At 64.5% G+C, this 24,541-nt stretch carries 20 protein-coding genes; 8 read left to right on the top strand and 12 right to left on the bottom strand.

Annotation, left to right across the window (positions count from 1 at the left end):
- Nucleotides 1-97 precede the first annotated feature (97 nt).
- Together HUV48_RS07190 and HUV48_RS07185 are read left to right on the top strand one after the other, a co-directional pair.
- A complete protein-coding gene (locus HUV48_RS07190; RefSeq protein ID WP_176267103.1) occupies nucleotides 98-1,201 on the top strand; it encodes a LacI family DNA-binding transcriptional regulator in 1,104 nt (367 codons plus the stop codon).
- A complete protein-coding gene (locus HUV48_RS07185; RefSeq protein ID WP_176267102.1) occupies nucleotides 1,198-2,985 on the top strand; it encodes an IlvD/Edd family dehydratase in 1,788 nt (595 codons plus the stop codon). The genes HUV48_RS07190 and HUV48_RS07185 overlap by 4 nt, the downstream gene beginning before the upstream one ends.
- A gap of 18 nt (nucleotides 2,986-3,003) precedes the next feature.
- Here the strand turns inward: HUV48_RS07185 and HUV48_RS07180 are convergent, their stop codons facing one another.
- From HUV48_RS07180 to HUV48_RS07170, 3 genes are read right to left on the bottom strand one after another with little or no spacing between them, the layout of a single operon-like run.
- Nucleotides 3,004-4,128, bottom strand: a complete 1,125-nt coding sequence (locus HUV48_RS07180; RefSeq protein WP_176267101.1) for a fumarylacetoacetate hydrolase family protein — start codon at nucleotides 4,126-4,128, stop codon at nucleotides 3,004-3,006.
- A gap of 40 nt (nucleotides 4,129-4,168) precedes the next feature.
- A complete protein-coding gene (locus tag HUV48_RS07175; RefSeq protein ID WP_217906718.1) occupies nucleotides 4,169-5,755 on the bottom strand; it encodes a glycoside hydrolase family 5 protein in 1,587 nt (528 codons plus the stop codon).
- 20 nt (nucleotides 5,756-5,775) lie between these two features.
- Nucleotides 5,776-6,783 carry a cupin-like domain-containing protein gene (locus tag HUV48_RS07170; protein WP_176267100.1) on the bottom strand — a complete coding sequence of 336 codons (1,008 nt, stop codon included), beginning with the start codon at nucleotides 6,781-6,783 and terminating at the stop codon, nucleotides 5,776-5,778.
- 305 nt (nucleotides 6,784-7,088) lie between these two features.
- On the opposite strand from HUV48_RS07170, the gene HUV48_RS07165 reads away from it, so the two are divergent.
- Nucleotides 7,089-9,920 (top strand): TonB-dependent receptor, encoded by a 2,832-nt coding sequence (locus tag HUV48_RS07165; RefSeq protein WP_176267099.1) that lies wholly within the window; start codon nucleotides 7,089-7,091, stop codon nucleotides 9,918-9,920.
- Between the two features lie 81 nt (nucleotides 9,921-10,001).
- Here HUV48_RS07165 and HUV48_RS07160 read toward each other — a convergent pair whose 3' ends face one another.
- Nucleotides 10,002-10,715, bottom strand: a complete 714-nt coding sequence (locus HUV48_RS07160) for a hypothetical protein (protein WP_176267098.1) — start codon at nucleotides 10,713-10,715, stop codon at nucleotides 10,002-10,004.
- A gap of 90 nt (nucleotides 10,716-10,805) precedes the next feature.
- On the opposite strand from HUV48_RS07160, the gene HUV48_RS07155 reads away from it, so the two are divergent.
- From HUV48_RS07155 to HUV48_RS07140, 4 genes are all read left to right on the top strand, one after another.
- Complete coding sequence (locus HUV48_RS07155) at nucleotides 10,806-11,729, top strand: O-fucosyltransferase family protein (protein WP_176267097.1); 924 nt, start codon at nucleotides 10,806-10,808, stop codon at nucleotides 11,727-11,729.
- On the top strand, nucleotides 11,726-12,928 hold the full coding sequence (locus HUV48_RS07150; protein WP_176267096.1) for a BaiN/RdsA family NAD(P)/FAD-dependent oxidoreductase: 1,203 nt from the start codon (nucleotides 11,726-11,728) through the stop codon (nucleotides 12,926-12,928). Before HUV48_RS07155 ends, HUV48_RS07150 begins: the two co-directional genes overlap by 4 nt.
- 111 nt (nucleotides 12,929-13,039) lie before the next feature.
- Complete coding sequence (locus HUV48_RS07145) at nucleotides 13,040-14,254, top strand: patatin-like phospholipase family protein (protein WP_176267095.1); 1,215 nt, start codon at nucleotides 13,040-13,042, stop codon at nucleotides 14,252-14,254.
- Between the two features lie 5 nt (nucleotides 14,255-14,259).
- On the top strand, nucleotides 14,260-15,054 hold the full coding sequence (locus HUV48_RS07140; protein ID WP_176267094.1) for a 3-hydroxybutyrate dehydrogenase: 795 nt from the start codon (nucleotides 14,260-14,262) through the stop codon (nucleotides 15,052-15,054).
- A 41-nt stretch (nucleotides 15,055-15,095) separates the two neighbouring features.
- Here the strand turns inward: HUV48_RS07140 and HUV48_RS07135 are convergent, their stop codons facing one another.
- Together HUV48_RS07135 and HUV48_RS07130 are read right to left on the bottom strand one after the other, a co-directional pair.
- A complete protein-coding gene (locus HUV48_RS07135; protein ID WP_176267093.1) occupies nucleotides 15,096-17,051 on the bottom strand; it encodes a pectate lyase family protein in 1,956 nt (651 codons plus the stop codon).
- Nucleotides 17,048-17,488 carry a hypothetical protein gene (locus HUV48_RS07130; RefSeq protein WP_176267092.1) on the bottom strand — a complete coding sequence of 147 codons (441 nt, stop codon included), beginning with the start codon at nucleotides 17,486-17,488 and terminating at the stop codon, nucleotides 17,048-17,050. The genes HUV48_RS07135 and HUV48_RS07130 overlap by 4 nt, the downstream gene beginning before the upstream one ends.
- Before the next feature lie 131 nt (nucleotides 17,489-17,619).
- On the opposite strand from HUV48_RS07130, the gene HUV48_RS07125 reads away from it, so the two are divergent.
- Nucleotides 17,620-18,816 carry a glycosyltransferase family 4 protein gene (locus HUV48_RS07125; protein WP_176267091.1) on the top strand — a complete coding sequence of 399 codons (1,197 nt, stop codon included), beginning with the start codon at nucleotides 17,620-17,622 and terminating at the stop codon, nucleotides 18,814-18,816.
- On the opposite strand, the gene HUV48_RS07120 is transcribed toward HUV48_RS07125, so the two are convergent.
- The 6 genes from HUV48_RS07120 to HUV48_RS07095 all read right to left on the bottom strand — a co-directional run bounded on the left by HUV48_RS07120 (nucleotide 18,771) and on the right by HUV48_RS07095 (nucleotide 24,485).
- The gene (locus HUV48_RS07120; protein WP_176267090.1) at nucleotides 18,771-20,057 is read right to left on the bottom strand and encodes a WcaI family glycosyltransferase; all 1,287 of its coding nucleotides are present in this window, start codon (nucleotides 20,055-20,057) and stop codon (nucleotides 18,771-18,773) included. The genes HUV48_RS07125 and HUV48_RS07120 overlap by 46 nt on opposite strands.
- Nucleotides 20,058-20,227: 170 nt before the next feature.
- On the bottom strand, nucleotides 20,228-20,854 hold the full coding sequence (locus HUV48_RS07115) for a lysophospholipid acyltransferase family protein (protein ID WP_176267089.1): 627 nt from the start codon (nucleotides 20,852-20,854) through the stop codon (nucleotides 20,228-20,230).
- A 46-nt stretch (nucleotides 20,855-20,900) separates the two neighbouring features.
- Nucleotides 20,901-21,422, bottom strand: a complete 522-nt coding sequence (locus HUV48_RS07110) for an HXXEE domain-containing protein (RefSeq protein ID WP_176267088.1) — start codon at nucleotides 21,420-21,422, stop codon at nucleotides 20,901-20,903.
- Nucleotides 21,419-23,026 (bottom strand): carboxyl transferase domain-containing protein, encoded by a 1,608-nt coding sequence (locus HUV48_RS07105; RefSeq protein WP_176267087.1) that lies wholly within the window; start codon nucleotides 23,024-23,026, stop codon nucleotides 21,419-21,421. The genes HUV48_RS07110 and HUV48_RS07105 overlap by 4 nt, the downstream gene beginning before the upstream one ends.
- A complete protein-coding gene (locus HUV48_RS07100) occupies nucleotides 23,023-23,319 on the bottom strand; it encodes a hypothetical protein (protein ID WP_176267086.1) in 297 nt (98 codons plus the stop codon). Before HUV48_RS07100 ends, HUV48_RS07105 begins: the two co-directional genes overlap by 4 nt.
- Nucleotides 23,316-24,485, bottom strand: a complete 1,170-nt coding sequence (locus tag HUV48_RS07095) for an acyl-CoA dehydrogenase family protein (protein WP_176267085.1) — start codon at nucleotides 24,483-24,485, stop codon at nucleotides 23,316-23,318. Before HUV48_RS07095 ends, HUV48_RS07100 begins: the two co-directional genes overlap by 4 nt.
- Between the last annotated feature and the right edge of the window lie 56 nt (nucleotides 24,486-24,541).

The raw sequence follows: 24,541 nt of genomic DNA, 5'->3' as shown, positions 1-24,541 counted from the left end.
TACCATCATGGCGGCCCGATAGGCTGTCAAGGACCGTCCCACACCCATCTCTCTGAATGCTTGCTGATACCGCTACCTGCGCGCTATGCAGGCGCGCATGAGCACGCGCCCCTCGACCACCTCGCATGACCGGAAGACCGATCGCAAGCGTTCCTCGCGGCGCAGTACGACGGTCTCGACCATTGCCGACGTCGCGCGGGAAGCGCGCTGTTCGCCGATGACGGTAAGCCGCGTCATCAACGGCGGCGGTAATGTGCGCGATACGACCCGCGACCAGGTGATGGAAGCGGTACGCAAGCTCAACTACAAGCCGAACCGCGCCGCCCGCTCGCTCGCCGGCGGCGGACAGATCCGCATCGCGCTCGTCTTCGACAATCCTTCCGCGTCCTACCTCGCGGAGTTTCTGATGGGCGCGCTGGAAGAAGCGACCCGGCGCGATGTCCACCTCGAAGTGCAAAGCTGCGACAATTCGCCGGACCACGCCGACCTCGTCAAGAAGATGACCGAAGGCGGCATCAACGGCTTCATCCTGCCGCCGCCGCTGTGCGACGACCAGCGCGTGCTCGACCTCATCCGGGAGGAAGGCGGCACCGCCATCGCAGTCGGCCGCGGCAAAGCCACCGGCGCGCAGGGCACGGTGCTGATCGACGAGTTCCAGGCAGCCTACGACATGACCCGCCACATCATCGGCCTCGGTCACGAGCGCATCGGCTTCATCATCGGCAACCCCGACCAGGTCGCCAGCGCGCGGCGGCTCGAAGGCTTCCGCTCGGCGATGGACGATGCCGGCCTGGAGGTGCACGACGAACTCGTCACGCAGGGCTACTTCACCTACCGTTCGGGGATGCTGGCGGCGGAAAAGCTGCTGAACGCCGCGGTCAAGCCGACCGCGATCTTCGCCTCGAACGATGACATGGCGGCGGCTTCCGTCGCCGTGGCGCACCGGTTGCACCTCGACGTGCCGAACGACGTCACGGTGTGCGGCTTCGACGATACGGACCTCGCCAGTTCGATCTGGCCCGAACTCACAACCATTCGCCAACCGATCCGCGAGATGACGGCGAAGGCCGTGTCCATGATCGCCGAACGTGCGCGCCACAAGCGGCCCGCCGCCGAAGAGGAAACCGTTATCTTCCCCTACACGCTCGTCCGCCGCAATTCCGATACCTCACCCCGCGGCGAAAGAAAGAAATCGGCGTGAGCGGTCAGCACGAGGGCGCCCGCCGCCTACGCAGCCGCGACTGGTTCGACAACGCGGAACGGATGGACATGACCGCGCTCTACCTAGAGCGGTTCATGAATTACGGCGTCACGCCGGAGGAACTGCGCAGCGGCAAGCCCATCATCGGCATCGCGCAATCGGGCAGCGATCTGTCGCCCTGCAACCGCATCCACCTGGAGCTTGCGAAGCGCACGCGCGACGGCATCCGCGATGCGGGCGGCATCCCGATCGAGTTTCCCGTCCATCCGATATTCGAGAACTGCCGCCGGCCGACCGCGGCACTCGACCGGAACCTGCTCTATCTCGGCCTCGTCGAGCTCCTGAACGGCTATCCCATCGACGGTGTGGTGCTGACGACGGGGTGCGACAAGACCACGCCCAGCCAGATCATGGCGGCGAGCACGGTCGACATCCCCGCCATCGTCCTGTCGGGCGGCCCGATGCTCGACGGGTGGCACAACGGCGAACTCGTCGGCAGCGGGACGGTGATCTGGCGCAGCCGCCGCAAGCTGTCGGCAGGCGAGATCGACGAGGAAGAGTTCCTCCGCCGCGCCACAGACAGTGCCCCGTCGGCAGGCCATTGCAACTCGATGGGCACGGCGAGCACGATGAACGCGGTCGCCGAAGCGCTGGGCATGAGCCTGACCGGCTGCGCGGCCATCCCCGCCCCCTACCGCGAACGCGGGCAGATCGCTTACCGTACGGGCCAGCGCATCGTCGGCATGGTGCATGAGGACCTGCGCCCCTCACGTATCCTGACGCGCGAGGCGTTCCTCAATGCCATCGCGCTGGTCAGCGTCGTCGGCGGATCATCCAACGCGCATCCGCATATCGTCGCGATGGCGCGTCATGCGGGGATCGAACTCGAACCCGCAATCTGGCAGCAGCACGGCTACGACCTGCCGCTGCTCGTCAACATGCAGCCGGCGGGCGCATATCTCGGCGAACGCTTCCACCGCGCGGGCGGCGTGCCTGCAGCGATGTGGGAACTGCTGCAAGCGGGCAAACTGGCACAGCAGCCGCTTACCTGTACCGGCGCGAGCATGGCGGACAATCTGCAAGGCCGCGAAAGCAGCGACCGCGAAATGATCCGCCCCTTCGCCGATCCGCTGATGGAAAAGGCGGGCTTCCTCGTCCTGACCGGCAATCTGTTCGATACCAGCATCCTCAAGACCTCGGTCATTTCGGACGAATTCCGCGAACGCTATCTCTCTCGCCCCGGTCACGAGAACGTGTTCGAAGGCCGCGCAATCGTGTTCGACGGGTCGGACGACTACCACCACCGGATCAACGATCCCTCGCTCGACATCGACGAGAATTGCATCCTCGTCATTCGCGGGTCGGGCGTAATCGGATGGCCGGGCAGCGCGGAAGTCGTCAATATGCAGCCGCCCGATGCGCTTATCCGCAAGGGGACGCAGTGGCTGCCGACACTCGGAGACGGGCGGCAATCAGGAACAAGCGACAGCCCCTCGATCCTCAACGTCTCGCCCGAAAGCGCGGCGGGCGGCGGCCTGACGTGGCTACGCACCGGCGACACCATTCGCATCGACCTCAACGAAGGCACCTGCAATGCGCTAGTCGAGGAAGGCGAGATCGCGCGCCGGCTATCCGACGATCCCGAGCCGCCCATTCCGGAAAGCCAGACCCCGTGGGAAGAACTGTTCCGCGAGAAGACCGGCCAGCTTGCCGAAGGCGGGGTGATGGACTTCGCGCTTAAATACCGTCAAACTTCGCGCAAACTGCCGCGCCACAACCACTGAGGCGCGGCGGCAGCGGAATCAGACTTTTTCGATCAGCCCGCGGTTCGCAAGGTTCTTCATGAACGCGGCAATGCCCATTTCCCACGGCGGTGCATCGCGCGAGGTCGTGACCGTGTTTTCCAGCACGCCGATCTTGTCCGATGCGATGCGGACCACGTCGCCCATCTTGTGCGTGAAGCCGCCGCCGGGCGTGTCGCGGTCCTGCGTCGGCGCGAACAGCGTGCCGCAGAACAGGACGAAACCGTCGGGGTAGTGATGCTCGCTCAGCGTTTGGGTCACGAGATCGGCGGGATCGCGGCTGATCTGGCTCATGTCGTTGCGCCCTTCGAGCCGGTAGCCCTCCGGCCCGTCGATGGTAAGCTCGACCGTGGCGGAGCGAACGTCGTCCAGCGTGAAGCCGTCGTCGAACAACCGTATAAATGGCCCGATCGCGCAGGACGCGGTGTTGTCCTTGGCTTTCGAGAGCAGCAGCGCCGAACGCCCTTCGAAGTCGCGCAGGTTCACATCGTTGCCGAGCGCCGCGCCGACAATCTCGCCCTCGCTATCGACGGCGAGCACCACCTCGGGCTCCGGATTGTTCCAGTCGGAATCGGAGCGCACACCGATCTTCGCGCCGTGCCCGACGGTCGAAAGGACCGGCGATTTAGAGAAAACCTCTGCATCGGGACCGATCGCGACTTCGAGATATTGCGACCACATCCCCTCGTCGATCAGCGCTTCTTTCAGCTGCGCGGCCTCGTCGCTGCCCGGAACGACCGAGCGGATACCCGATCCGACCCGTTCTTCGAGCTGGTCGCGCAGCCGGGCAGCTGCCTTGGCGTCACCGCGAGCGCGTTCCTCGATGACACGCTCGATCGCCGAAAGGGCGAAGGTGACGCCGCATGCCTTCACGCATTGCAGGTCTATGGGGGTGAGCAGGCTCCAGCCGCCCGGCAGTCCGCCGTCGACCGTCCCGATCTCCTCGCCGCCGGAGAAATGCTTGCGCTGGATCGCGCCCGACACCGTCGCGACCTCCTGCGTCAGGTCGTAGATGCGCCCTTCGCGCAGCATGATGGCGCAGGGGCCTTCGGGCGACTGCGCCCGGCCGATGAACGAGCCCCTAGTGTAATCGGCGGGCAAAACGGCGGAAAGATCGAGACTCATGAAACGGAGCTACCTTCGGTTATAGTGCTTGGAGTTTTGCTCAATTGGCGATCGACGGAGCGCCCTTGACGATGATGGTCTGGCCGATCTCGACCGTCTGCTTCTGCGAGCCGAACTGCATCGACGCGAATGCCATGCCGCGCCTGATGTCCTGATCCGCGACGGCGCTGACCTCGTGCCAGCTCCACTCCGTACCCGGCCTTACCACGCTGTCGCCGAAGCCGGGATAAGGGTCGCTGTTCCGCTGGAAGCGCACCTGCACCTCGCCTTTACCGTCCGCCGCCTCGCTTGCGACTGTGCGTGCGTAGAAACCGAGAGTGACCGTGTCGCCCTCTTCGATCTCCGACATCAGCGGGATGTTCGCGCCGCCGTCGTAGGCATTGCCGGCCTTGCGATTGGTGAAGGTAAGCGCCGCGCCGCCGCCCGGTATGGCAGGATCGGCATAGCCCTTCACCTTGAGGTTGCTTCCGTAGGTCTGCCACTCGAGGCTGGACGGATCGTTGAGCAGCATTCCGGGAAGCATCCGGTCCACCTCTTGCAAGGCGGCCGGCAAGTCCGGATTGACGTTCGGTACGGCGGAGGCGCTGGTTACGGCCGGAGCGGATGTAGCTGCGCTCCCACCTAGACCGAATGCCTCGCGCATTCCCGGCAGCCATTCGCCGGTCTTCTGGTTCCAGAAAGGAAAGGTGTTGGTGTAGGCCCAGGCGCACTGCCCGACGCCTGTCGGGGCGAAGGCCTCCGTCACGGCGCGGTGATACTGCACCCGCTGCTCCAGCGGAATATGCGCGTCGTAAGCACCCGTTTCGCCGATGAAGGGGAGCTTGCCCGTGCGCTCGACATAGGCTTCGAGCTTCGCGACATCCGCCGTCAGTCGCGCTGCATCGGCAGCGGTCCCGTACTTCCGCCCGATCGGCGGGACATCGTCCGCCCAGGTTGCACCCTGGTGGGTGAAGTCGAACGGCTCGTAATAATGGAAGGTCGGATAGATGTTCGGATCGTCGGGCAGTTCGAGCGTCGCGAGCGAATCGATCCCGCTCCAGAACTCGCCGCCGATGATGACGGGACGCTCGGGGCTGACCACACGGATCTCGGCTAGTGCGGGACCAAGCACGGCCATCAGGTTTTCGTTGTCCAGCTGATCGTGCGGTTCGTTCTCGATCTCGAACCAGAGCCGCTCGTTCGGCTTGTCCGAGAACCGCTCGGCAATCTGCGCCCAGATCGCGGCGAGCTTAGCCGTGTTCTCTTCAGGAGCCGAATGCACCTCGACGAAGTTGTGACTGTCGAGGATAACGTTGAGATCGGCTGCGAGCGCCTGGTCGACCACCTCTTCGACGCGGTCCATCCATGCAGCATCGACGGTAAAGTCCGGTCCGGAGCCGGTCTTGTTGCTCCACCGAACCGGCAGGCGGATGGTCTGGAAACCGGCGTCCGCGATATTGCGGAAGTCGGAGGCCTCGATCCGCTTCCCGCCCCACGCACTTTCGCTTTCGGGTTCGAGATGGTTGCCGATGTTGATGCAGGTCCCGACCGGCAGGCCCGAAGGCTCGGCGCTCTGCGCGGCGAGCGGGCCGGCTGCAAGCGCCAGCGCGGCGGCAGCGGTCGAAAGTCCGAATAGGTGGCGGGTCATTGTCCTCTCCTTGTTATGTCTTAGCGCGCACTCAGCACCTGAACGATGAAGCGGCGCATCGTTTCGCTACGCTCTTCCGACGGCGGGCCGGTAATCCGGTTGATATGTGCGGGAAGATGGTCGGCGGCCGAACCGGCACCTTCCCCGAAAATGAAATGGTCGAACCACGCGCGCCACCCTTCCCGCTGGCCTGCAGGAAGATCGCGCACCGACATCAGCGCGTGAATGAGCGCGAGAAACGGTCCTCCCCGCTCGGAATTGTTGTGCCAGTAGTTGACGAGAATGTTGATGGGCGACGTCGCCGCGACATGGTGCCACCACAAGGTCGGCACGTAGATTGCGTCGCCCGGTTCCAGCTCCGCGTATAGCGCCTGCGCCTCGGCCTTTTCGTAATCCGGATAACGCTTCAGATCGGGCTCGAGCGGATTGACCATGCTGACCGGCTGTCCGGCGGGCGTCACGTCCAGCGGACCGATGTAGAGGTGTTTCGTCACGTCGGGCGGAAAGAGACGGAACTGCCGCGCCCCGACCGCCACTACCGCAAAGTTGTCGGACAAATCGAAATGGGTCGCGACCTGCGTCGCATTCCCCATCCAAATGCGCGCCTGCGATCCATCCTGCTCTTCTGCGAGAGGCAAGGGATGATCGCTTGCAAAGCCAGGCAGGTGATCGTGGAGATCGGCTGCGCCGGCGTACATTCCGGGAGCGTCGTCTTGTCCGTCCAGCCGCGCTAGCTCTCCCGCAAGCTGCCCCAACGTGCCCTTGCGGCGCTCGAAATTGAAGCCGGTCATGTCGTTCCGGTAGAAGAACCGGCCGCCTTCCGTGGGCGGAGCGAGCATTATGTCGGCGGCAGCGCCGCTATCGAAGGACGCGCAGTAGCGAAGCGCCTCTGCCGGGTCGGTGCGGCCCAGACGCACAAGCGGCCAGTCGCGGGCCATGCCGCGTATCACGACCGGCCTGTAAGCCTGCCTCACCTGCTCGTCGAACGCCGCTTTGGACGGCAGCGCGACTTCCTCGACCGGATTCACCGCGACCTCTCGTTACTGTTTATGTGAGCGCTACCATGTCGACGCGTCCGATCAATGTCAAAAATTGTCCGCTGCCCCTCATCCCGCTCGCAGGACATCGATAGGCCGAGATGACGTTACGGAAAGGCTGGAGGGGCACCGCATCCCCTCCGCCGCGCCCATGATGCAAGAAAACAACGGTCTCGATTAACTTTCCGCAAACCGCGCTCGGCAAGCAATTACGCTCGACGAAATCGAAGGATTTCGGCCTTTTAACGCCGAATAACAAAGGTGCGTAAGCGCCGCGTGTTTACAGGAGAGTTGCCATGAACGTCGCAGTCCGTTTTGCCGGATCGTTGAAAATCGCCTTCGCCGCGGGCGCATCGCTTGCCGCGCTTGCTGCCGCTCCGGCATATGCGCAGACGACCGAGCAGGCAGCCGAAGACGAAACCGTCGCCGAGCAGGCCGACGTGACCGACGACGAGATCGATCGCAACGTCATCGTCGTTACCGCGCAGGGCCGTATCCAGTCGCTGTCCGACGTTCCGATCGCGGTAAACGCCGTCTCGGGCGAGGAACTCGCCAAATCGGGCGCCAGCGACATTCGAGAACTCAACCAGGTCGCCCCTTCGCTGCTCGTTTCCTCGACCGGTAACGAAGCGAACGGTTCTGCCCGTATCCGCGGTATCGGTACCGTGGGCGACAACCCCGGCCTCGAAAGCTCCGTCGCGGTCTTCGTCGACGGCGTGTACCGCTCGCGTTCGGGTAACGCCTTGAGCGAACTGGGCCCGATCGACCGGGTCGAAATCCTGCGTGGTCCGCAGGGTACGCTGGGCGGCCGTAACAGCTCCGCCGGCCTGATCTCGATCTACACCGCTCCGCCGGAGTTCGAGCTGACCGGTTACGGCGCCTTCACCTACGGTAATTACGACGCGATCCGCGGCGAAGCGGGCATCAGCATTCCCTTCGGCGATACCGTGGCAGCGCGCGTCGATGGCGTCTATTTCAAGCGTGACGGCTTCTACAACGACGTCGTCAACAACACCGATATCAACAACCGTGACCGCTACCTTGTTCGCGGACAGCTGCTGTTCGAACCGAACGACGACATCGAGTTCCGCGTCGTTGCCGACTATTCGAAGAAGGACGAAGCATGCTGCGCAGCGACGTTCGTGCAGACGGACTTCGCTCCGCTGTCGCGCATCAGCCCGGGCCTCAACTCGTTCATTCGCCCAGAGCCCGGCAGCCCCTCGCTGACGAGCACGGCCAACCCGATCATTCCGGTACTTCTGGCGCTCGGCCAGAACCCCGCCGCGCTCAACAACGGCACGTTCGACCGCGACATCTACGTGACCGAAGGCCGCAGCTACGAAGGGGAGACCGAGGATTACGGTATCTCCGGCGAGCTCAACTGGCAGCTTGGCGCAGTCGAGCTGACCTCGATCACCGGATACCGCGAATACGAGAACTTCCAGGGTTCGGACACCGACTATACGCAGGTCGATATCCTGTACCGCGCGCCCGGACCCAACGCCGGCGCGCGCCAGTTCAAGACCTTCACGCAGGAATTGCGCTTGCAGGGCTCGGCGTTCGGTGACCGGCTCGACTGGCTGGTCGGGGGCTTCTACGCCAACGAGAAGCTGCAGGTACGCGACAACCTTCGCTTCGGCGAAGACTACGGCGCGTTCGCACCGTGCCGCATTGTGAATGCGATAAGCCCGGCACTTGCTGACCCAACCGCAACAGGATGTCTTAATGCGGGCGGACGGGCTTTCTTGAGCGGCGCTTTGGGTGGCGTCGTTCCCGGAGCGCCCACTCAGCCTGCATTCGGCGCAGCGACACCCGCGATCTTCGGCGGACTCGACCGCCTTGCGACGGTCAACGATCTCGGTTCGACCGGCGACATCTACAATCAGGACAGCGAGAACTTTGCGGTCTTCACGCACAACATCTTTCACATCACCGATACGCTCGATCTGACGCTCGGCCTTCGTTACACCAACGAAACGAAGGATTTCGACGCCGTGCTCGGCAACGACAACACCGTTTGCCCGGCACAGCGGGCCGCGCTTACTCCGCTGCTGGCAAGTCCGGCGCTCGCAGGGCTTGCAGGCGGCCTCATTTCGCTGGCCTGCCAAGGCAACTCCACCAGCGAACTCGACGGTGCGACCTTCTCGGACACGCGGGACGAGGACGAGTTTACCGGCACGGGTATCCTGAGCTGGAAACCGACACCGGACCTGCTGCTTTACGGCAGCTACTCACGCGGCTACAAGGCCGGCGGTTTCAACCTCGACCGGTCGGCCATCACCGGCACGTTCTTCTCGCCGGCTGATACCACCGGCGCGAGCAACATCTCCGTCATCGTGGGACCGCTGGCACTAGCCGACACGGCCAACCTGCAGTTCGGTCAGGAAACGGTCGACGCCTTCGAAATCGGTGCGAAATACGCGACACGCGAGTTCACGCTCGGCCTGTCCGCCTTCCGGCAGGAGTTCTCGAATTTCCAGCTCAACACCTTCAACGGCTCGGTCTTCCTCGTGCAGAACATCAATGCCTGCTCGAGCGACCTGAACGACGCTGACGAAGATGCGTTCGGCCTGACCGGCGCCTGCGCCGAGGACGATGTGACCTACGGCGTCGTCGCGCAGGGTGTCGAACTCGAAGGCTCGATGCGTCCGGGCCGCGATCTTCTGTTCACGGCAGGCCTGACCTATTCGGACACGAGCTACGAAGACAACCTGATCGGCAACGAATCGGGCGCTCCGCTCGATCCGGCGCTGCGTCTGCTGCCGAACGACAATCTGTCGAACGCGCCTGAGATCACGGCGACCGCTTCGGCAAGCTGGACGCCCGAACTGGGCAGCAGCGGTCTGTCGGGTCTTGCCTATCTCAACGTGCGTACGGTCGGCGACTACAACACCGGTTCCGACCTTCTCTACGGCAAGGAGCAGGACGGCTTCACGCTGGTCAACGCCCGCATCGGCATCCGCGGTCCGGACGAGCGCTGGGCGATCGAAGGCTGGGTGTCGAACCTGTTCGACATCGACTACACGCAGGTTGCCTTCAACACCCCGTTCGTTGCCTCGCAGCAGACGTTCTCCGCTTATCTGGCAGAGCCGCGCACCTACGGCGTCACGGTACGCGCCGGCTTCTAAAGTTTGCGCATAAGCCTTACGAAAAAGGGCTGCTTCCCATGGCGGGAGGCAGCCCTTTTTCTTGTCTTCCAGGAAGCGGCGTTAGCTGCGCGGACGTGCAGGAACGGTGTCACGCGGCGGGTCGCGATCGATCCGGGTTCCGTCCTCGCGGGTTTCCACCGCCGGGTTCATATCGCGCGTCGAAACAGGGCGCGAGGTCGTGACGTCGTGATCATGGTCGTGGTTCTCCGCAATCCGGCCCTGCGGCGCATCGGAGGTTCCGGCATCGCGGCCGAGCTCCTCGAACAGCTGCTCGTAATGCTTGATCGCCTGCCGCAGATCCTCGGTCGACGCTTCGCCGCGGTTGTGCCGTTCGGTCAGCGCATGACCTTCGCGGTAATGCCGCGCGACCTTCGGATGATCAACCGTAAGGTCTTCGTAGCGGCGATCGAAATCGCCCATTGGAAAGCCGCGGGTGCTCATCATGTTGGCGAGCGTCCGGTCGGCGCGCAGCACCGCTTCGGCAGGGCTGTCGACGAACAACGTCTTGGTTTCGTGCCATTCATTCGAGAAGCGGTCGTGCTCTTCGTGCGTGAGCGGGCGGATATCGAGTTCGGCTACGCGCTTTTCGCGCTCTTCCAACGCTTCTTCCGCACGGGTACGGTTGCCACGTTCTTCGACCGTCCGGTCGTATTCGTCGCCGAATTTGTTGCGTAAGGCATCAGTTCGCCGTTTGCGCAGCGCGACCCAGATTGCGATGGCGATCAGGATCACTACTACGATCGCCACGATTACGAGGATTTCTTCTTGTCCCATTCCCTGTTGCCTTTCCTTCCCTCACCGCCGCCTGCCGACCTAAACGAATCGCTTTCCGTAGCGTTCCACGGCGCGTGACGAGCAGGCCCGGTGCATTCCGCCTTCCGCAAGCTCTTGGGGACCGCCTACGTACCGCTCACGCGGTTCAGGACGGCTGCTCCGGTCAAGGACTACCGCGCGCTGACGGGCCGCGGCGCGTTCCTGCGATATGCGCGCCGTCATCCAAAAGCATGGGCGATCGACCTCGACGAGCGGCAGGGAATGGGCGCGTTGATGGCGAAGGCGCTGCTAGTGAGGGCGTGGGCGGAAGCAGAAGGGCGCAAGGTCGCGGTTCGCTCGACCAATCCGCTGTACTCGGGCGGCGAAGATATTTTCGCCCGGTGGTTTGCAGACCTTGCGACAGATGCGACGGCCGCGGCGATGCCGCGAAGCGCGGCGCGCTACTTCGAACGCTTCATCCTGCAGCGCGACTTGAGCCTCGCCGAAGCGCAGGGGTATTTCGCGGTTATGTTCGCGCCGTCTGGCGAACTTAAGCAGCTCATCGATGCGGTCGTTCCGGAGGATGGCGTAGACCTCGCCATTCACTTTCGCGGGACCGACAAGCTGCTCGAAACCGGAGCGCCGCCGGAGGACGCGATGCTGGCGCTACTGCGCGATCATACCGAGGAGTCGGCTCCGCGTACCGTCTTTCTCGCGACTGACGAGCTCGGTTTCGCTAGGACTGTGGCTGCAGTATTGCCCGGCGCAACGATCACCCGCTACGACCTCGCCGATGTCCCTGCAGGAACGGCACGGCATTTCTCCGCCATGCCACCTGCCGACAAGGCGAAGGAAGCGCTCGTCAACATGTTCTGCCTCGCGCGCGCGCCGCTATTGATCCGCACGTCTTCCTACCTTTCCGCAATGGCAGCGCTCGCCAACCCGGCGCAGCGGACCGTCACCGTAAACCGCGAGGCGGTAACCGAACGCACTTTCCCGGAAGCGCAGATACTGGCGCGGGAGCAGACGCCTTGAGCGCGTGGGATGCCATCGTCATTGGCGCTGGCGCTGCCGGCCTGTTCTGCGCGGGCATCGCCGGTCAGCGCGGCAAGCGCGTGCTGGTACTCGAAAAAGCCGAGAAGCCGGGGAAAAAAATCCTCATTTCGGGCGGCGGGCGCTGCAATTTCACCAACATCAATGTCGATGGCGCGCGGGCGGCGGAACGCTTTCTCTCTGCCAATCCGCATTTCGCCAAATCGGCCCTGTCTCGCTATCCGGCCCGCGAGTTTTTGGCACTGGTCGAGCGATACGGCATCGCGTGGCACGAGAAGACGCTGGGACAGCTGTTCTGCGACGGTTCGGCACGCCAGATTGTCGACATGCTGCTCGCCGAATGCGCGGCGGCGAAAGCGGCAGGCGGCGAAGTCTCGGTGCGATGCGACCAAACTGTAGAAACCGTGGCGCAAGATGGAGATCTATTCTCCGTTACCGCCAACGGCGAGACGTATGCCGCGCGTAATCTCGTCATCGCCTGCGGCGGACCATCGATCCCGAAAATGGGGGCGAGCGATTTCGGCTACCAGCTTGGGCGGCAGTTCGGCCTCAAGATCGTCGAGCCGCGCCCTGCACTCGTCCCGCTGACGCTCGGCGGCGATGACGTGCTGTTCCGCGAATTGTCGGGCGTCGCCGCGCCAGTTGAGGCGCAGGCAGGCAAGACGCGCTTCGCCGAGGCCGCACTGTTCACGCACCGCGGTCTGTCGGGGCCCGCGATCCTGCAGGTCTCGTCCTACTGGAAAGCGGGCGAGCCGGTGAGCATCGACTTCCTGCCGGGGCAGGCGCAAGGCTGGCTGATCGAGACGAAAGCGGCCAATCCGCGTGCCACGCTGGGAAGCGTCTTGCGAGAACATCTGCCCGACCGGCTTGCCGCGACGCTGGCGGAGCGGATCGGCTTATCCGGCGATGTCGGCAACATGCCGGACAAGTCGCTGCGCAAGGCCGAGGAGCAGCTTTCGGGCTGGGCGTTCAACCCGAATGGAACCGAAGGCTATGCCAAAGCCGAAGTCACCGCCGGCGGCATCAGCACCGCGGCGTTGTCCTCGCAGACCATGGAAGCGAAGGCGGTACCCGGCCTCTATGCGGTCGGCGAGGCGGTGGACGTGACCGGATGGCTCGGCGGCTATAATTTCCAGTGGGCATGGGCGAGTGGTTACGCCGCCGGACAGGCCCTCAAATGACGGAACTACGGCGTTGACAGGCGGTTATGCAAAGCGGGAGCAAGGGTACATTAGGTTCGGCACGGCATCAGCGCCGCGCCGCACGACAGACTGAACAGGACGGGATCCGCTTTGCCATCTTCCACCCCCGATTACCGCTATGACCAGACCGCGCTCGTCTTTCAGGGCGGCGGCGCTCTCGGCGCGTTTCAGGCAGGCGCCTACGAAGCCTTCCACGAGCTTGACGTGGAGCCGAACTGGTATGCCGGTATCTCCATCGGATCGGTCAATGCCGCGATCATCGCGGGCAACGCTCCCGACGAACGCGTGCCCATGCTCCGGAGCTTCTGGAACCTCGTTACCAGCGGGCCGCCCGACGGGGGCGACAACTGGAACCTCGGTATCTCGGGGGTTTACGGAGCGCGCGCGGCTTCTGTTCTCGGTACGGCGGCAAGCATGCTCGGCGGAGCGCCCGGATTCTTCAAGCCGCGCGGTCCCGCGCAGTTTTTCGCCGAGCCCGGCAGCATCGACGCGGTAAGCTTCTACGATACCGCTCCGCTGATCGAAACGCTGAAGTCCCATGTGGATTTCGAGCGGCTCAACCATCCGAAAGCCGCGCGCGTCAGCCTCGGCGCGGTCGAGGTGGAGAACGGCAACTTCGTCTATTTCGACAACCGCGAGCACACGATGGGGCCGGAACACGTCATGGCATCAGGCGCACTACCCCCGGGCCTGCCGTGGATCGAGATCGAGGGCGTCAAATACTGGGACGGCGGGCTCGTCTCCAACACCCCGCTCGCGCACGTGCTGCGCGAGTGCCGGGGGGATGCACTGGTCTTTGAGGTCGACCTGTTTCCCGCGCGCGGCGCGCTGCCGCAGACGCTGATCGACGTCGAGGAGCGGCGCAAGGATATCGTCTACTCCAGCCGGACGCGCATGAACACCGACGCCTTTCGCGAGCGGCACGCGCTCAAGAACGCACTGCGCAAGGTCATCGAAAGCATTCCCGAAGAAGACCGCGATACGAAGGAAATCCGGCACGCCCGGCGGCTGATCGCCAATCACCGGGTCACGCTCGTCCACCTGATCTACCGGCACGACGGCTTTATCGGCGCATCGAAGGATTACGAGTTCTCGCGCACCTCAATGCTGCGTCACTGGCAGCAGGGCCGCGCAGACGCGGCCGAGATCCTCGCCCATGATTGCTGGCGCCAGCCCCCGCCCCACGACGAAGCCATCGCCGTCTACGACCTCGACCACACGCGCGGTCTCGACGAGCGGCACGGAATGGACCGTATCGGCCTGCGCGAACAGCACGAACCGAAAATGCCCGAGAAAGGAACCTGATTACCATGACGACATCGCTCAAGCTCGAAGACCACGTCAGCCTCATTACCGGTGCAGGCTCCGGCATCGGGCGCGAGATCGCCTGCGCGATGGCGCGCGAGGGCGCGAAGATCGCGGTCTGCGACATCGACATGGACGGCGCGAACGAGACGGTCGCGACCATTCAGTCGGGCGGTCCGGGCGATGCGAAGGCGTTTCGCATGGATGTGACCAGCGAAGACGAGGTGAACAGCGCGACCGATGCGGCCGTCGAGCATTTCGGCCGGCTCGACTCGCTCGTATCGAACGCGGGCGTGCAGATCGTTCACGCGATCGAGAACTTTCCGGTCGAGCAGTTCCGCAAGGTCGTCGATATTCACCTGACCGGGGCATTCCTGACCACCAAGGCCGCGGTCAAGCACATGTACCCGGCAGGCTCTGGCTCGCTCATCTACATGGGATCGGTCCACAGCCACGAAGCGAGCCCATTGAAGTCCGCTTACGTGTCCGCAAAGCACGGCATCCTGGGGCTTGCGCGGGTGATTGCCAAGGAAGGGGCCAAGCACGGGGTGCGCTCCAACGTGATCTGCCCCGGTTTCGTGAAAACGCCGCTGGTCGAGAAGCAAATCCCGGAGCAGGCGCGCGACCTCGGCATTTCGGAGGAAGAGGTCGTGAACAAGGTCATGCTCGGCAATACCGTAGACCAGGAGTTCACCACCGTTCAGGATGTGGCGGACGTCGCGGTGTTCCTCGCCGGGTTCGACAGCAATGCGCTGACCGGCCAGTCCATGCTGATAAGCCACGGGTGGGTCATGAAGTAACGGGTAAGGGGGCGGCCAGACGCGCCGCCCCTCCCCTGCCATCAAACGGAACTGAAGAAACCGCTTTCTTCCCACCGGCCGATATTGCCGTTGTAGGTGAACTCGATCCAGTCGTGCGCTGCGGCAAGTACGCGCGTTTCGTTCACGGCGAAGCTGGCGGGCGACTGCCCCTTCACGAAGCGGATGCTGCCCTGCCCGTCGGTCTTGGCCAGTCGCAGCTTCTGCCCTTCGGCGAACCCGTATTCCGCGCCGCCCGCGGGCCAGCGCGCGATGTTCATGTCGAGTGCGATGTCGCTACCGACGGCTACCGCCATCAGCGGCCCCGCCGGCATGATCTCGCCGTTCTCGGTGTAGACCCCCGGAATGTAGTAACCGTGCGAGGTGTAGAGTGTCGTGGGTTCGCCCGGCCCCGCGCTGACGAGCGGCATGGATAGCGGAGCCGCGCCGCCGTTCGGGGTATGCTGGCTGGCGAAGTCGCCTTCCGTCTCGATCCGGCAGGACTTGCCGATGTAACCGAACCACGCCGGACCGCGCCATTGCCTGCCCTCTCGCTTCGCCAGTTCGGAGCGGAAGTGGCGGATACGGAAGCGCACGTGGCTGGGCGGCTCCTTGAACGTGCCGGCAGGCGCGCCCGGAACCTGCTGCGACAGGCTCGACACCCCGACCAGCGCGAGGGCGTTGATGTTGTTCGCCTGGTCGAGCCACGCATCGATGCTGAGATCGATGTCAGTGACGCGCATCGACTGGTCGCCGTTGACGTGGACGGGCGCATCGATGGTGCGGATGCTTCCCTGCACCCAGCTCGAAAAGATGACTTGGTTCATGTTCCTGAACTCGCAGTCGTCGAGCACCGTGAGCGGGAGCGGCTGCGCTTCGTCGCGCGAAGGATAGACGATGTGGTACCGGAAGTCGCCGGTCGGGCCGCCGCCTAGCCCGGCATGGTCACAGTCGCGCCACAGGCAGCCGCGGTATGTCGCGCGCGACTTCGCCGTATCCTCCTGCGCCTGGTAGCAATCGCCGAACTCGCAGTCTTCGGCGAGCAGCACGGCATTGACGCCCGGATTGAACGCGCTGCCGTTACCGGTGAGGAAACGGCAGTTTCTTAGCGTCAACCGCTCGATCGCACCGCCCGCCCCGCCGAGGTAGAAGATCTCGCCTTTCCAGCCGATCATGTCGGTGTCGGTCAGCACGATCTCGCCCGCGTAGCTGTCCTGTAGCCAGAACGCCTTGTCGGTGATGTCCCAGCCGTCCCCGGTCGCCGGGTCTGCAGGATAGCTGAACACGCCGGTGTTCGCGCGGTTGCCTTGGAAGACGAGCCGGTCGAGTTCGAGCCGGGCAACGCGCCGCGGCGCAGGCGCCGGATCGCTGAGCTCGCCCAGGACGAACAGCCCGCCGCCGCGCCAGACGGCATCGGACGGGTCGCTCTCGCTGACAGCGATCGTCTGCCAGTTCCTTTCGGGGTCAACGCCGCCGATGCCCTTGAAGTCGAGGACGGTCCGCGCAGCCGCCGCGCCGCGCAGGCCGAGGGACCGGCGAACTACGAGCGGGTGGCCGTCCACCGCGTGCTTCGCCGATAGCGGAGAGGTGCGAACCGGGCAGTGGATGGCGTACCGCTCGGCTTCGAACACGACTTCGCGGGCGCGCGTCGCCTCGGCGTAGTCGATGGCTGCCTGGATCGTTTCGCGGTCGTCGGCAATTCCATCGCCGGCCGCCCCCGTTTGCTCGACCGTGATTCGGCCGTCGGAAGCGAACAGGCGGAAGATGCGCCCGTTCGCGGTTCTGAAGCAGCACCGCGGATGGGCGGCTAGCAGAGCTTCGTCGCACAGGCCGTCGCTGATGTATTGCGCCGCGCCCTTCCCTTCTTCGGCGTAGCCGGTGCTGTCGAGCCGGACGATTTCCGCTGGAGGGCTCCGACCCGCGAGATCGGCGAACAGGGCCGGGAGTGCTGCGACGCTCCGTTGCGCGAGAGCCAGCGCCGGAATTGCCAGCGCGCTCATTGCGACACCCGGTAGGCGATCGTGCCGCTGGTCGGCGCGAGGTCGAGGTAAAGCTGGGCGCCGCTTTCGCCTTCTTCCCACACGGCTTCGCAAACGTTGCTCGCGAATACCGCCCACTCACTGCCCGCCGCGGTGAGTAGATGCTTGGTGGTACCACCGTCGACTGAGCGGAGTAGGCGGGCGCTGCCGGTCCACTCACCCGATAATTGAACGAAAACGGTGCGGCCGCGAACCGGCGCATAGGGTCCGGCGACTTCCGGGGAGGCGGTGTCGCCCGTGAGGGCAGCAGGAGGCGGCGCGGACGCGGGACCGGACAGGCCCGCCACCGGCAGCGGATTATCGGGTCCGACGGGTACGTAATTCCCCGCTGCATCGGTATGGCCGATGGCCGTAGCCGGCGCGAAACCGCCCGGCGCCTTGATCGGTAGATCAGTCATTCTGGATATCTCCTCTGATACGAAGAACCAGAACGGTTAGTTTGTGATCTGGAAGTAGGAAAACTCTATTTGCCGGTAGAAGCGTGCGGCACGGTCTTTTGAGCGTCGCTCGCCCGGTTTAAACATCACGCATGCAGGTCGGCGTTTTTCATTCGGGCACACAGCACAGCAGGCTGACGGCCCTCGCCTTGCAGCGGCAGGAGCGGCTCGCCTGGTATGCCACGAGCATCTATCCGATACGGGGTTTTCCGGCGCGCTTAGTCGGGAAGCGCTACCGGCAGGAAGGTCTCGATCCCGCGCTCGTGCGTACCGGAGGCTGGCACGAATGGGCGGAGCGTGCGGCGGCGCAGGCAGGTTTCGCTTCCCTGGCGCAGCGCCTCGATGCCGCGGGAAACCGCGCCTTCGCCAGCAACGTCTTGCGCTGGTACCGCGCGGATGCGCCGATCGCTCTATGGGGCTATAACGGATCGTCCGAGCGAGCATTCACCCATCCCGATACGCATAGTGCTCCGAAAATCCTCGACCGGACGGTCGCCGACTGGCGCATGTGGAACCGGTGTTACGACATGATCGCTAAAACGCACGGCGACTGGCTGACCTCCGCGACGCCGCGCGCGCCGCAATCGCTGATCGATGCCGAGGAACGCGAATATGCCGCCGCCGACCGCATCGTATGCGGCAGCCCAGAGGTCGCCACGTCACTCGCCCGAGAATCGAAGCTGGGCGGCATAGCCGCGAAGACGCGGGTTCTGCCCTATTGCTTCGACAGCACCGCATTCGATCCGTCTGTCCCGCCTCCTCCCGCCACCGATAACGAGCCGCTGAAAGTGCTCTTCGTCGGCCAGCTATCGCCGCGCAAAGGTGTGCAGCACCTCCTCGAAGCGGCGAAGCTCCTGCCTTCGAACGAAGTCTCGGTCACGCTGGCCGGGCCGCTGATGATCCCGCGCGCGATCTTCGCACGATATGCGGACCGGGTCACTTACGCGGGCAACGTGCCGCGCGGCGGCATTCCGGCGCTTATGCGAGAACATCATGTTCTCGTCCTGCCGAGCTACTTCGAGGGATCGGCCATCACGCTGCTCGAGGCGCTCGCATCGGGCCTTGCCGTCATTCAGACACCGCAGGCCGGCCTCGGCGCAACCGAAGAAAGCGGCGTCGTCATTTCCCGGCCGGATACGCAGTTGCTTGCAGAAGCGATCGCCGGGTTATCGGCCGACCGCGAGCGGGTTCACGCGATGCGCCTTGCCGCGCAAACCGAAGCGCGCCGCTACAGTTTCGCCAATTACCGCGCCGGCATTGCTTCGCTCTTGTCGGAGATGGGCATCTGAGCCTGCTCTGCCACGAGACGGCCGAGCCGCTTCTCGAACCGGTTCGCCATCAGGTCCATCGCCCAGCGCGTTCCCGCACGTCGGCGGCCTTCCGCACCGAGCGCTTCCGCCAGCTCCCGGTCGCGCGCGACCTTCTCCACCGCCCGCGCCAAGGCTGCGGCATCGCCAGGCGGCACTACCAGGCCGCAGCCCATCACCTCGTTGGCGAGGCCGGTCCCCGCTGCCGCGGTCGCCACCACCGGTTTGCCGGATGCCAGCATGTTCGGCAGTTTAGAGGGAAGGACGAGATCGGCTGCGCCCGCTACCTGCGGCATCAGATGGATGTCCGCCGCCTTCATGACCTCCGCGAATTGCTCTTCCTTAGCCAGCGGTCTGAAAACTACGTTGCCCAGACCTTCCGCGCGCGCTTCCAGTTCCTCGCGGTTCGGCCCCTCCCCGCAGATCACGAAAACCAGATCGCGGCGGGCGCTCAATGCCCGGGCGGCATCGACCACCACTTCGAGGCCCTGCTTCGCCGCGATGTTGCCGGAGTACAGCGCGATCGTCTTGCCTTCGAGACCCCATTCGCGGCGGATTTCCGCGCTGTCGGCCCGGTCGATCCGCTCCGCGTGATTGGCCCAGTTCCTGAGCTCCATGATGCGCTCCCGGTCCACCCCGACGACGTCGAGCCGCTGGCACATCTTCTGGCTGATCGTGGAAACGATGTCGCCGCGCAGAAGCACGGACTTCTCGAAGTTGCGCGCGACCCGGCCCAGCCGCGTGTCGGCCGATAGCATCCCGGTGGCGAACGCCATCTCGACCTCGAAATCCTGCACGTGGAGCCAAAGCGGCGCGCCTGCAATATGCGCCGCCAAGGCAGCTACCGGAACGGCGGCGAGCGACGGCGCGATGGCGAGGACCGCGGACGGCTTCTCGCGCATGATCGCCCGCGCCAGCGGCAGGGCCGCGGTCGCTGCGAAGCTTGCGTAATGCGCAAGACGGCGAAGCGCGGTCGGACGGCGCGGTACGTAAAGCGGGCAATAGGTGACTTCGACCCCGCCACGAGTGCCGCTTTGCCACGCCCTGCCCGCACGCTTCTGAACCCGCCAGCTAGGATAGTACGGCTGCCCGACGACTGCGCGTACCCGGTGCCCGCGTGCCGCCATTTCCTCGGCCAGACCAGCGGTGTAGGGACCTATACCGATAAGTTCGGGCGCATAATTGATGCCGAACACGAGCAGCGAAGTCTTTTCCGTGGGCATCGCATCACTTGCGCCCACCTCGCTGTACGGAGAGTTTTCCAGTAACACGGCGCCCAGCCGCTCCTCTCGTTCGGACCACCCTCGACCCGGTGCGAGCGGTTACGAAGCCAGAGCTATCAGACAGGTCCCGGCCGCGGAATCCCGCCTGCTTTGCTTATCAACACCTTGGGTTAACGGGACGGCGGATCGTCATAGGCGTCGAGCACGGTCTGGACGTCGATCGCGCGTTCCGGGTGCCTGGGGCGCCCCTGCCGGTAGAACTCCACGATCTTGCGCATATCGGCGCGGTAATCGCCGGTGGGCATGATTGCCGGACCTAGCCCGCCGGTCTTCGTGCCATAGTCCATCATCCCGCACACGAGCGGAACCTGCGCCTGAAGTGCGATCTGGTAGAAGCCCGTCCGCCAGCGGTTCACCGCGCTGCGTGTCCCTTCAGGGGCGATGACGAGCATGAACTCGTCCCGCCGCGCAAATTCGTCCACCATCTGCTGAACGAGATTGCGGCGCGACGACCGGTCCACTTCGACCCCGCCCATATCGCGCATGAAATTGCCGATCGGCCAGCGGAAAAGGCTGTCCTTCCCCATGAAGTGTACGTCGATGCCGAGTTCGCTCGTTACGCCGAGCACGTTGGGAAAGTCCCAGTTGCTCGTGTGCGGCACTGCGATGATGACGCAGCGCCGGCCCGGTGGGGGCAAGCCGAAAGCGGTCCACCCACGCCAGCGGAAGTTCGTAACGATGAGGCGCTTGACCGCCCGGGAGAGCATGGACGGCGGGGGATCGCGGTAGTCGCTCATGGGCGGAGCCTATCACCCGGATGAGGCGAGAAGTTGTTTACTGCATTCACAGTTGCGCCAGCGCCCAGAAGCCGGTCAGCACCAGCGGCAACAGGACGATGCCGAGCGCGATCGCTCCAAGCCAGCCGCGCGGCCTGAGCCATTCTGAGCGCCGCGCCTCGTATAGCACGAACGCGCCGACCGGCAGCGTACCGAAAACGGCGGTGACCAGACCGGGGACATAGCCGCCCCACGCAAGGGAGAGCGCGATATGCGGCAGGAGGGCATTCGCTGCCGACATCGATGCGATCATGCAGCAGACGAACGCCGCACGCGGGGTATTCTTGCTCGCCGCGATCAGTAGAATGCCTGCGGGTACGACCGCGAATATGGCCAAGGCCCACCTGATCGTCGCGATTTCCGGCTGAGCGATCGGCAGGCCTAGCAACGCGTAGAGGGCGTCCAGCGTTTCGGGCAGCAGCGGCAGCGTCCACCACTCCTCCAGATTGTGCAGAACGATCGCCGCTGCCATCAGCACCGGCAGGCGGCTTCGGCGGGCCGGTCTCGTTCCCGCTTTAGTCGCCGTCACATCCTGAAGACGCCGAACGCCGGACGCTCCGAGATCGGCGCTTCCAGCGTCGCCGCGAATGCGAGGCCGAGTACGTCGCGCGTCTGCACCGGATCGATCACGCCGTCATCCCAAAGACGCGCGGTAGCGTAGTAGGGATTGCCCTCGTCCTCGTACTTCTGGCGGATGGGCGCCTTGAATGCCTCTGCTTCGTCGCTCGACCAGCTCTCGGCATCACGGTGGACCGTTGCAAGGACGCTTGCCGCCTGTTCACCACCCATCACCGAAATGCGTGCATTGGGCCAGGTAAACAGGAAGCGCGGGGAGTAGGCGCGTCCCGCCATGCCGTAATTACCCGCCCCGAAGCTGCCGCCGATGACCACGGTGATCTTCGGCACGGTCGCCGTAGCGACGGCGGTGACGAGCTTCGCGCCGTGCTTGGCGATGCCCTCCGCCTCGTATTTGCCGCCGACCATGAAGCCGCTGATGTTCTGGAGGAACAGCAGCGGAATGCGGCGCTGACAGGAGAGTTCGATGAAATGCGCGCCCTTCTGCGCGCTTTCGGAGAACAGCACGCCGTTGTTCGCGAGGATCGCGACCGGCATGCCCCAGATGTGTGCGAAGCCGCAGACGAGCGTGTTGCCGTAGTGAGCCTTGAACTCGTGGAACTCGCTGCCGTCGACCAGCCGGGCGATGACCTCGTGAACGTCGTAGGGAGCGCGGACGTCTTCGGGAATGAGGGCGTAGAGATCGTCGGCGTCGAACTTCGGCGGGCGCGGATCGCGCAGCTTCACGTCCGCAGCCGCGCCGGTATTCGCACCCAGATGGCTGACGATGTCGCGCACGATCGTAAGCGCGTGTTCGTCGTTCTCGGCAAGGTGGTCGACGACGCCCGATTTTTTCGCGTGCAGGTCGCCGCCACCAAGATCCTCAGCGCTGATCTCCTCACCCGTCGCAGCCTTCACCAGCGGCGGGCCGGCGAGGAAGATCGTGCCCTGATTGCGGACGATGACTGTCTCGTCGGACATTGCCGGCACGTAAGCGCCGCCCGCCGTGCAGCTGCCCATGACGCAGGCGATCTGCGGGATACCGAGCGAAGACATCTGCGCCTGATTGAAGAAAATGCGCCCGAAGTGGTCGCGGTCAGGGAATACCTCAGCCTGATAAGGCAGGTTCGCGCCCCCGCTATCGACGAGGTAGATGCACGGCAGGCGGTTTTCCTGCGCGATTTCCTGCGCCCGCAGGTGCTTCTTGACCGTCGTCGGGTAGTAGCTGCCGCCCTTCACAGTGGCATCGTTGGCGGCGATCATCACCTGCCGCCCGCTGACCCGCCCGATCCCGGCGATGATCGAGGCGCCGTTGACATCGCCTTCGTACATCCCGTTCGCCGCGAGTTGCCCGATCTCGAGGAATGGGCTGCCCGGATCGAGCAGGCGTTCGACCCGCTCGCGGGGCAGGAGCTTGCCGCGAGAAACATGCTTTTCCCGGTGCCGCTCGGGCCCGCCAAGTGCGGCTTCGGCCACCTTGTCGCGCAGATCCTGGGCGAGCGATTTGTTATGCTCGAAGCGGGCCTTGGCATCGGGCGCTTCGCGGTCGAGCGTGGAGGTGAGAACGGGTGCGGTCATGTCGAGGGCTCTTGGCTGTCTTTGGAGGCGCGGCCGTGATGGTCGGGCGCGGCGATCAGGTAGCGATAAACCCCGACGATGTTAATCATCAGCAGGCCGATGTTCTGCCAGGCGATCCCGGCAGTGTCCTCGCCGAGAAAGCCCCAGGCGATCAGCGCGATGGAGCTCGTAACGAAAAGCACGAAGCCCCAGCCGCTGACCCTGAAGCTGATATTCAGCGACACCATCAGCGCAGCGATCAACCCGGCGCCCGCCCCGTAATACTGCAATGCGGTGAGAAGGGTGTCGCTCACCCCGCTGCACCGATCAGCTCACGGCCGATCAGCATCCGGCGGATCTCGTTCGTGCCCGCGCCGATGTCGAGCAGCTTGGCATCGCGCATATAACGCTCGACCGGCCAGTCGAGCGTATAACCCGCGCCGCCGAGCGCCTGCACCGCCTCGGCCGCCACGCGGAATGCATTCTCCGACGCCAGCAGGATCGCGCCGGCCGCGTCGAAGCGCGTGGTCTTGTCGGCGTCGCACGCTTTGGCAACCGCGTAGGTGTAGGCCCGCGCCGATTGCAGCGCGACATACATGTCCGCCACCTTCGCCTGCATCAACTGGAACGAGCCCAGCGGTTTGCCGAACTGGGTCCGCTCGCGAAGGTAGGGGATGACCGTGTCCAGGCAAGCCTGCATCACGCCGAGCTGTAAGCCGGCCAGCACGACGCGCTCGTAATCGAGACCGCTCATCAGCACGCCGACGCCGCCGTTTTCCGGGCCCATCACGTTTTCTTGCGGCACGAAGCAATCGTCGAACACGATCTCGCTCGTCGGGGAGCCGCGCATGCCGACCTTCTCGATCTTCTGGCCGATCGAGAAGCCCTCGAAGCCTTTCTCGATTAGGAAGGTCGTGATGCCGCGGCTCTTCGCTTCCGGATCGGTCTTGCCGTAGACCACCAGCGTATCGGCGAAAGGCGCATTGGTGATCCAGAACTTCGTGCCGTTCAGCACGTAGCCGCCGTCGACCTTCTCGGCCTTCATCTTCATCGAAACGACGTCGCTACCCGCGCTCGCCTCGCTCATGGCGAGGCTGCCGACGTGCTCGCCGCTGATGAGTTTGGGCAGGTACTTCGCCTTCTGCGCGTCGCTTCCCCAGCGCGCGATCTGGTTGACGCACAGGTTCGAATGCGCGCCGTAGGAAAGACCGACCGAGGCGCTGGCGCGGCTGACTTCCTCCACCGCGATCACGTGTTCGAGATAGCCGAGGCCCAGCCCGCCGTCCGCCTCGCTTACCGTGATCCCGTGCAGGCCGAGCGCGCCCATCGCGGGCCACAGCTCCTCTTTCGGAAACCAGTCTTCCCGGTCCACCTTCTCGGCCAAGGGAGCGATCTGCTCGTCGGCGAAGCGGCCGGTCGTCTCGCGGATCATCTGGGCGGTTTCGCCGAGCTGGAAATCGAATTCGGGGGTAGCGCGCATGTTCTCTCCTCAATGGCATCGGCGCATAGCAACAGGCGGGGCCGACGCAAACCCGG

Source organism: Qipengyuania atrilutea, from assembly GCF_013370205.1.
Lineage (GTDB): Bacteria > Pseudomonadota > Alphaproteobacteria > Sphingomonadales > Sphingomonadaceae > Actirhodobacter > Actirhodobacter atriluteus.
Note: the sequence above shows the minus strand (reverse complement) of the source record. Positions and strands in the feature narration are given on the sequence as shown.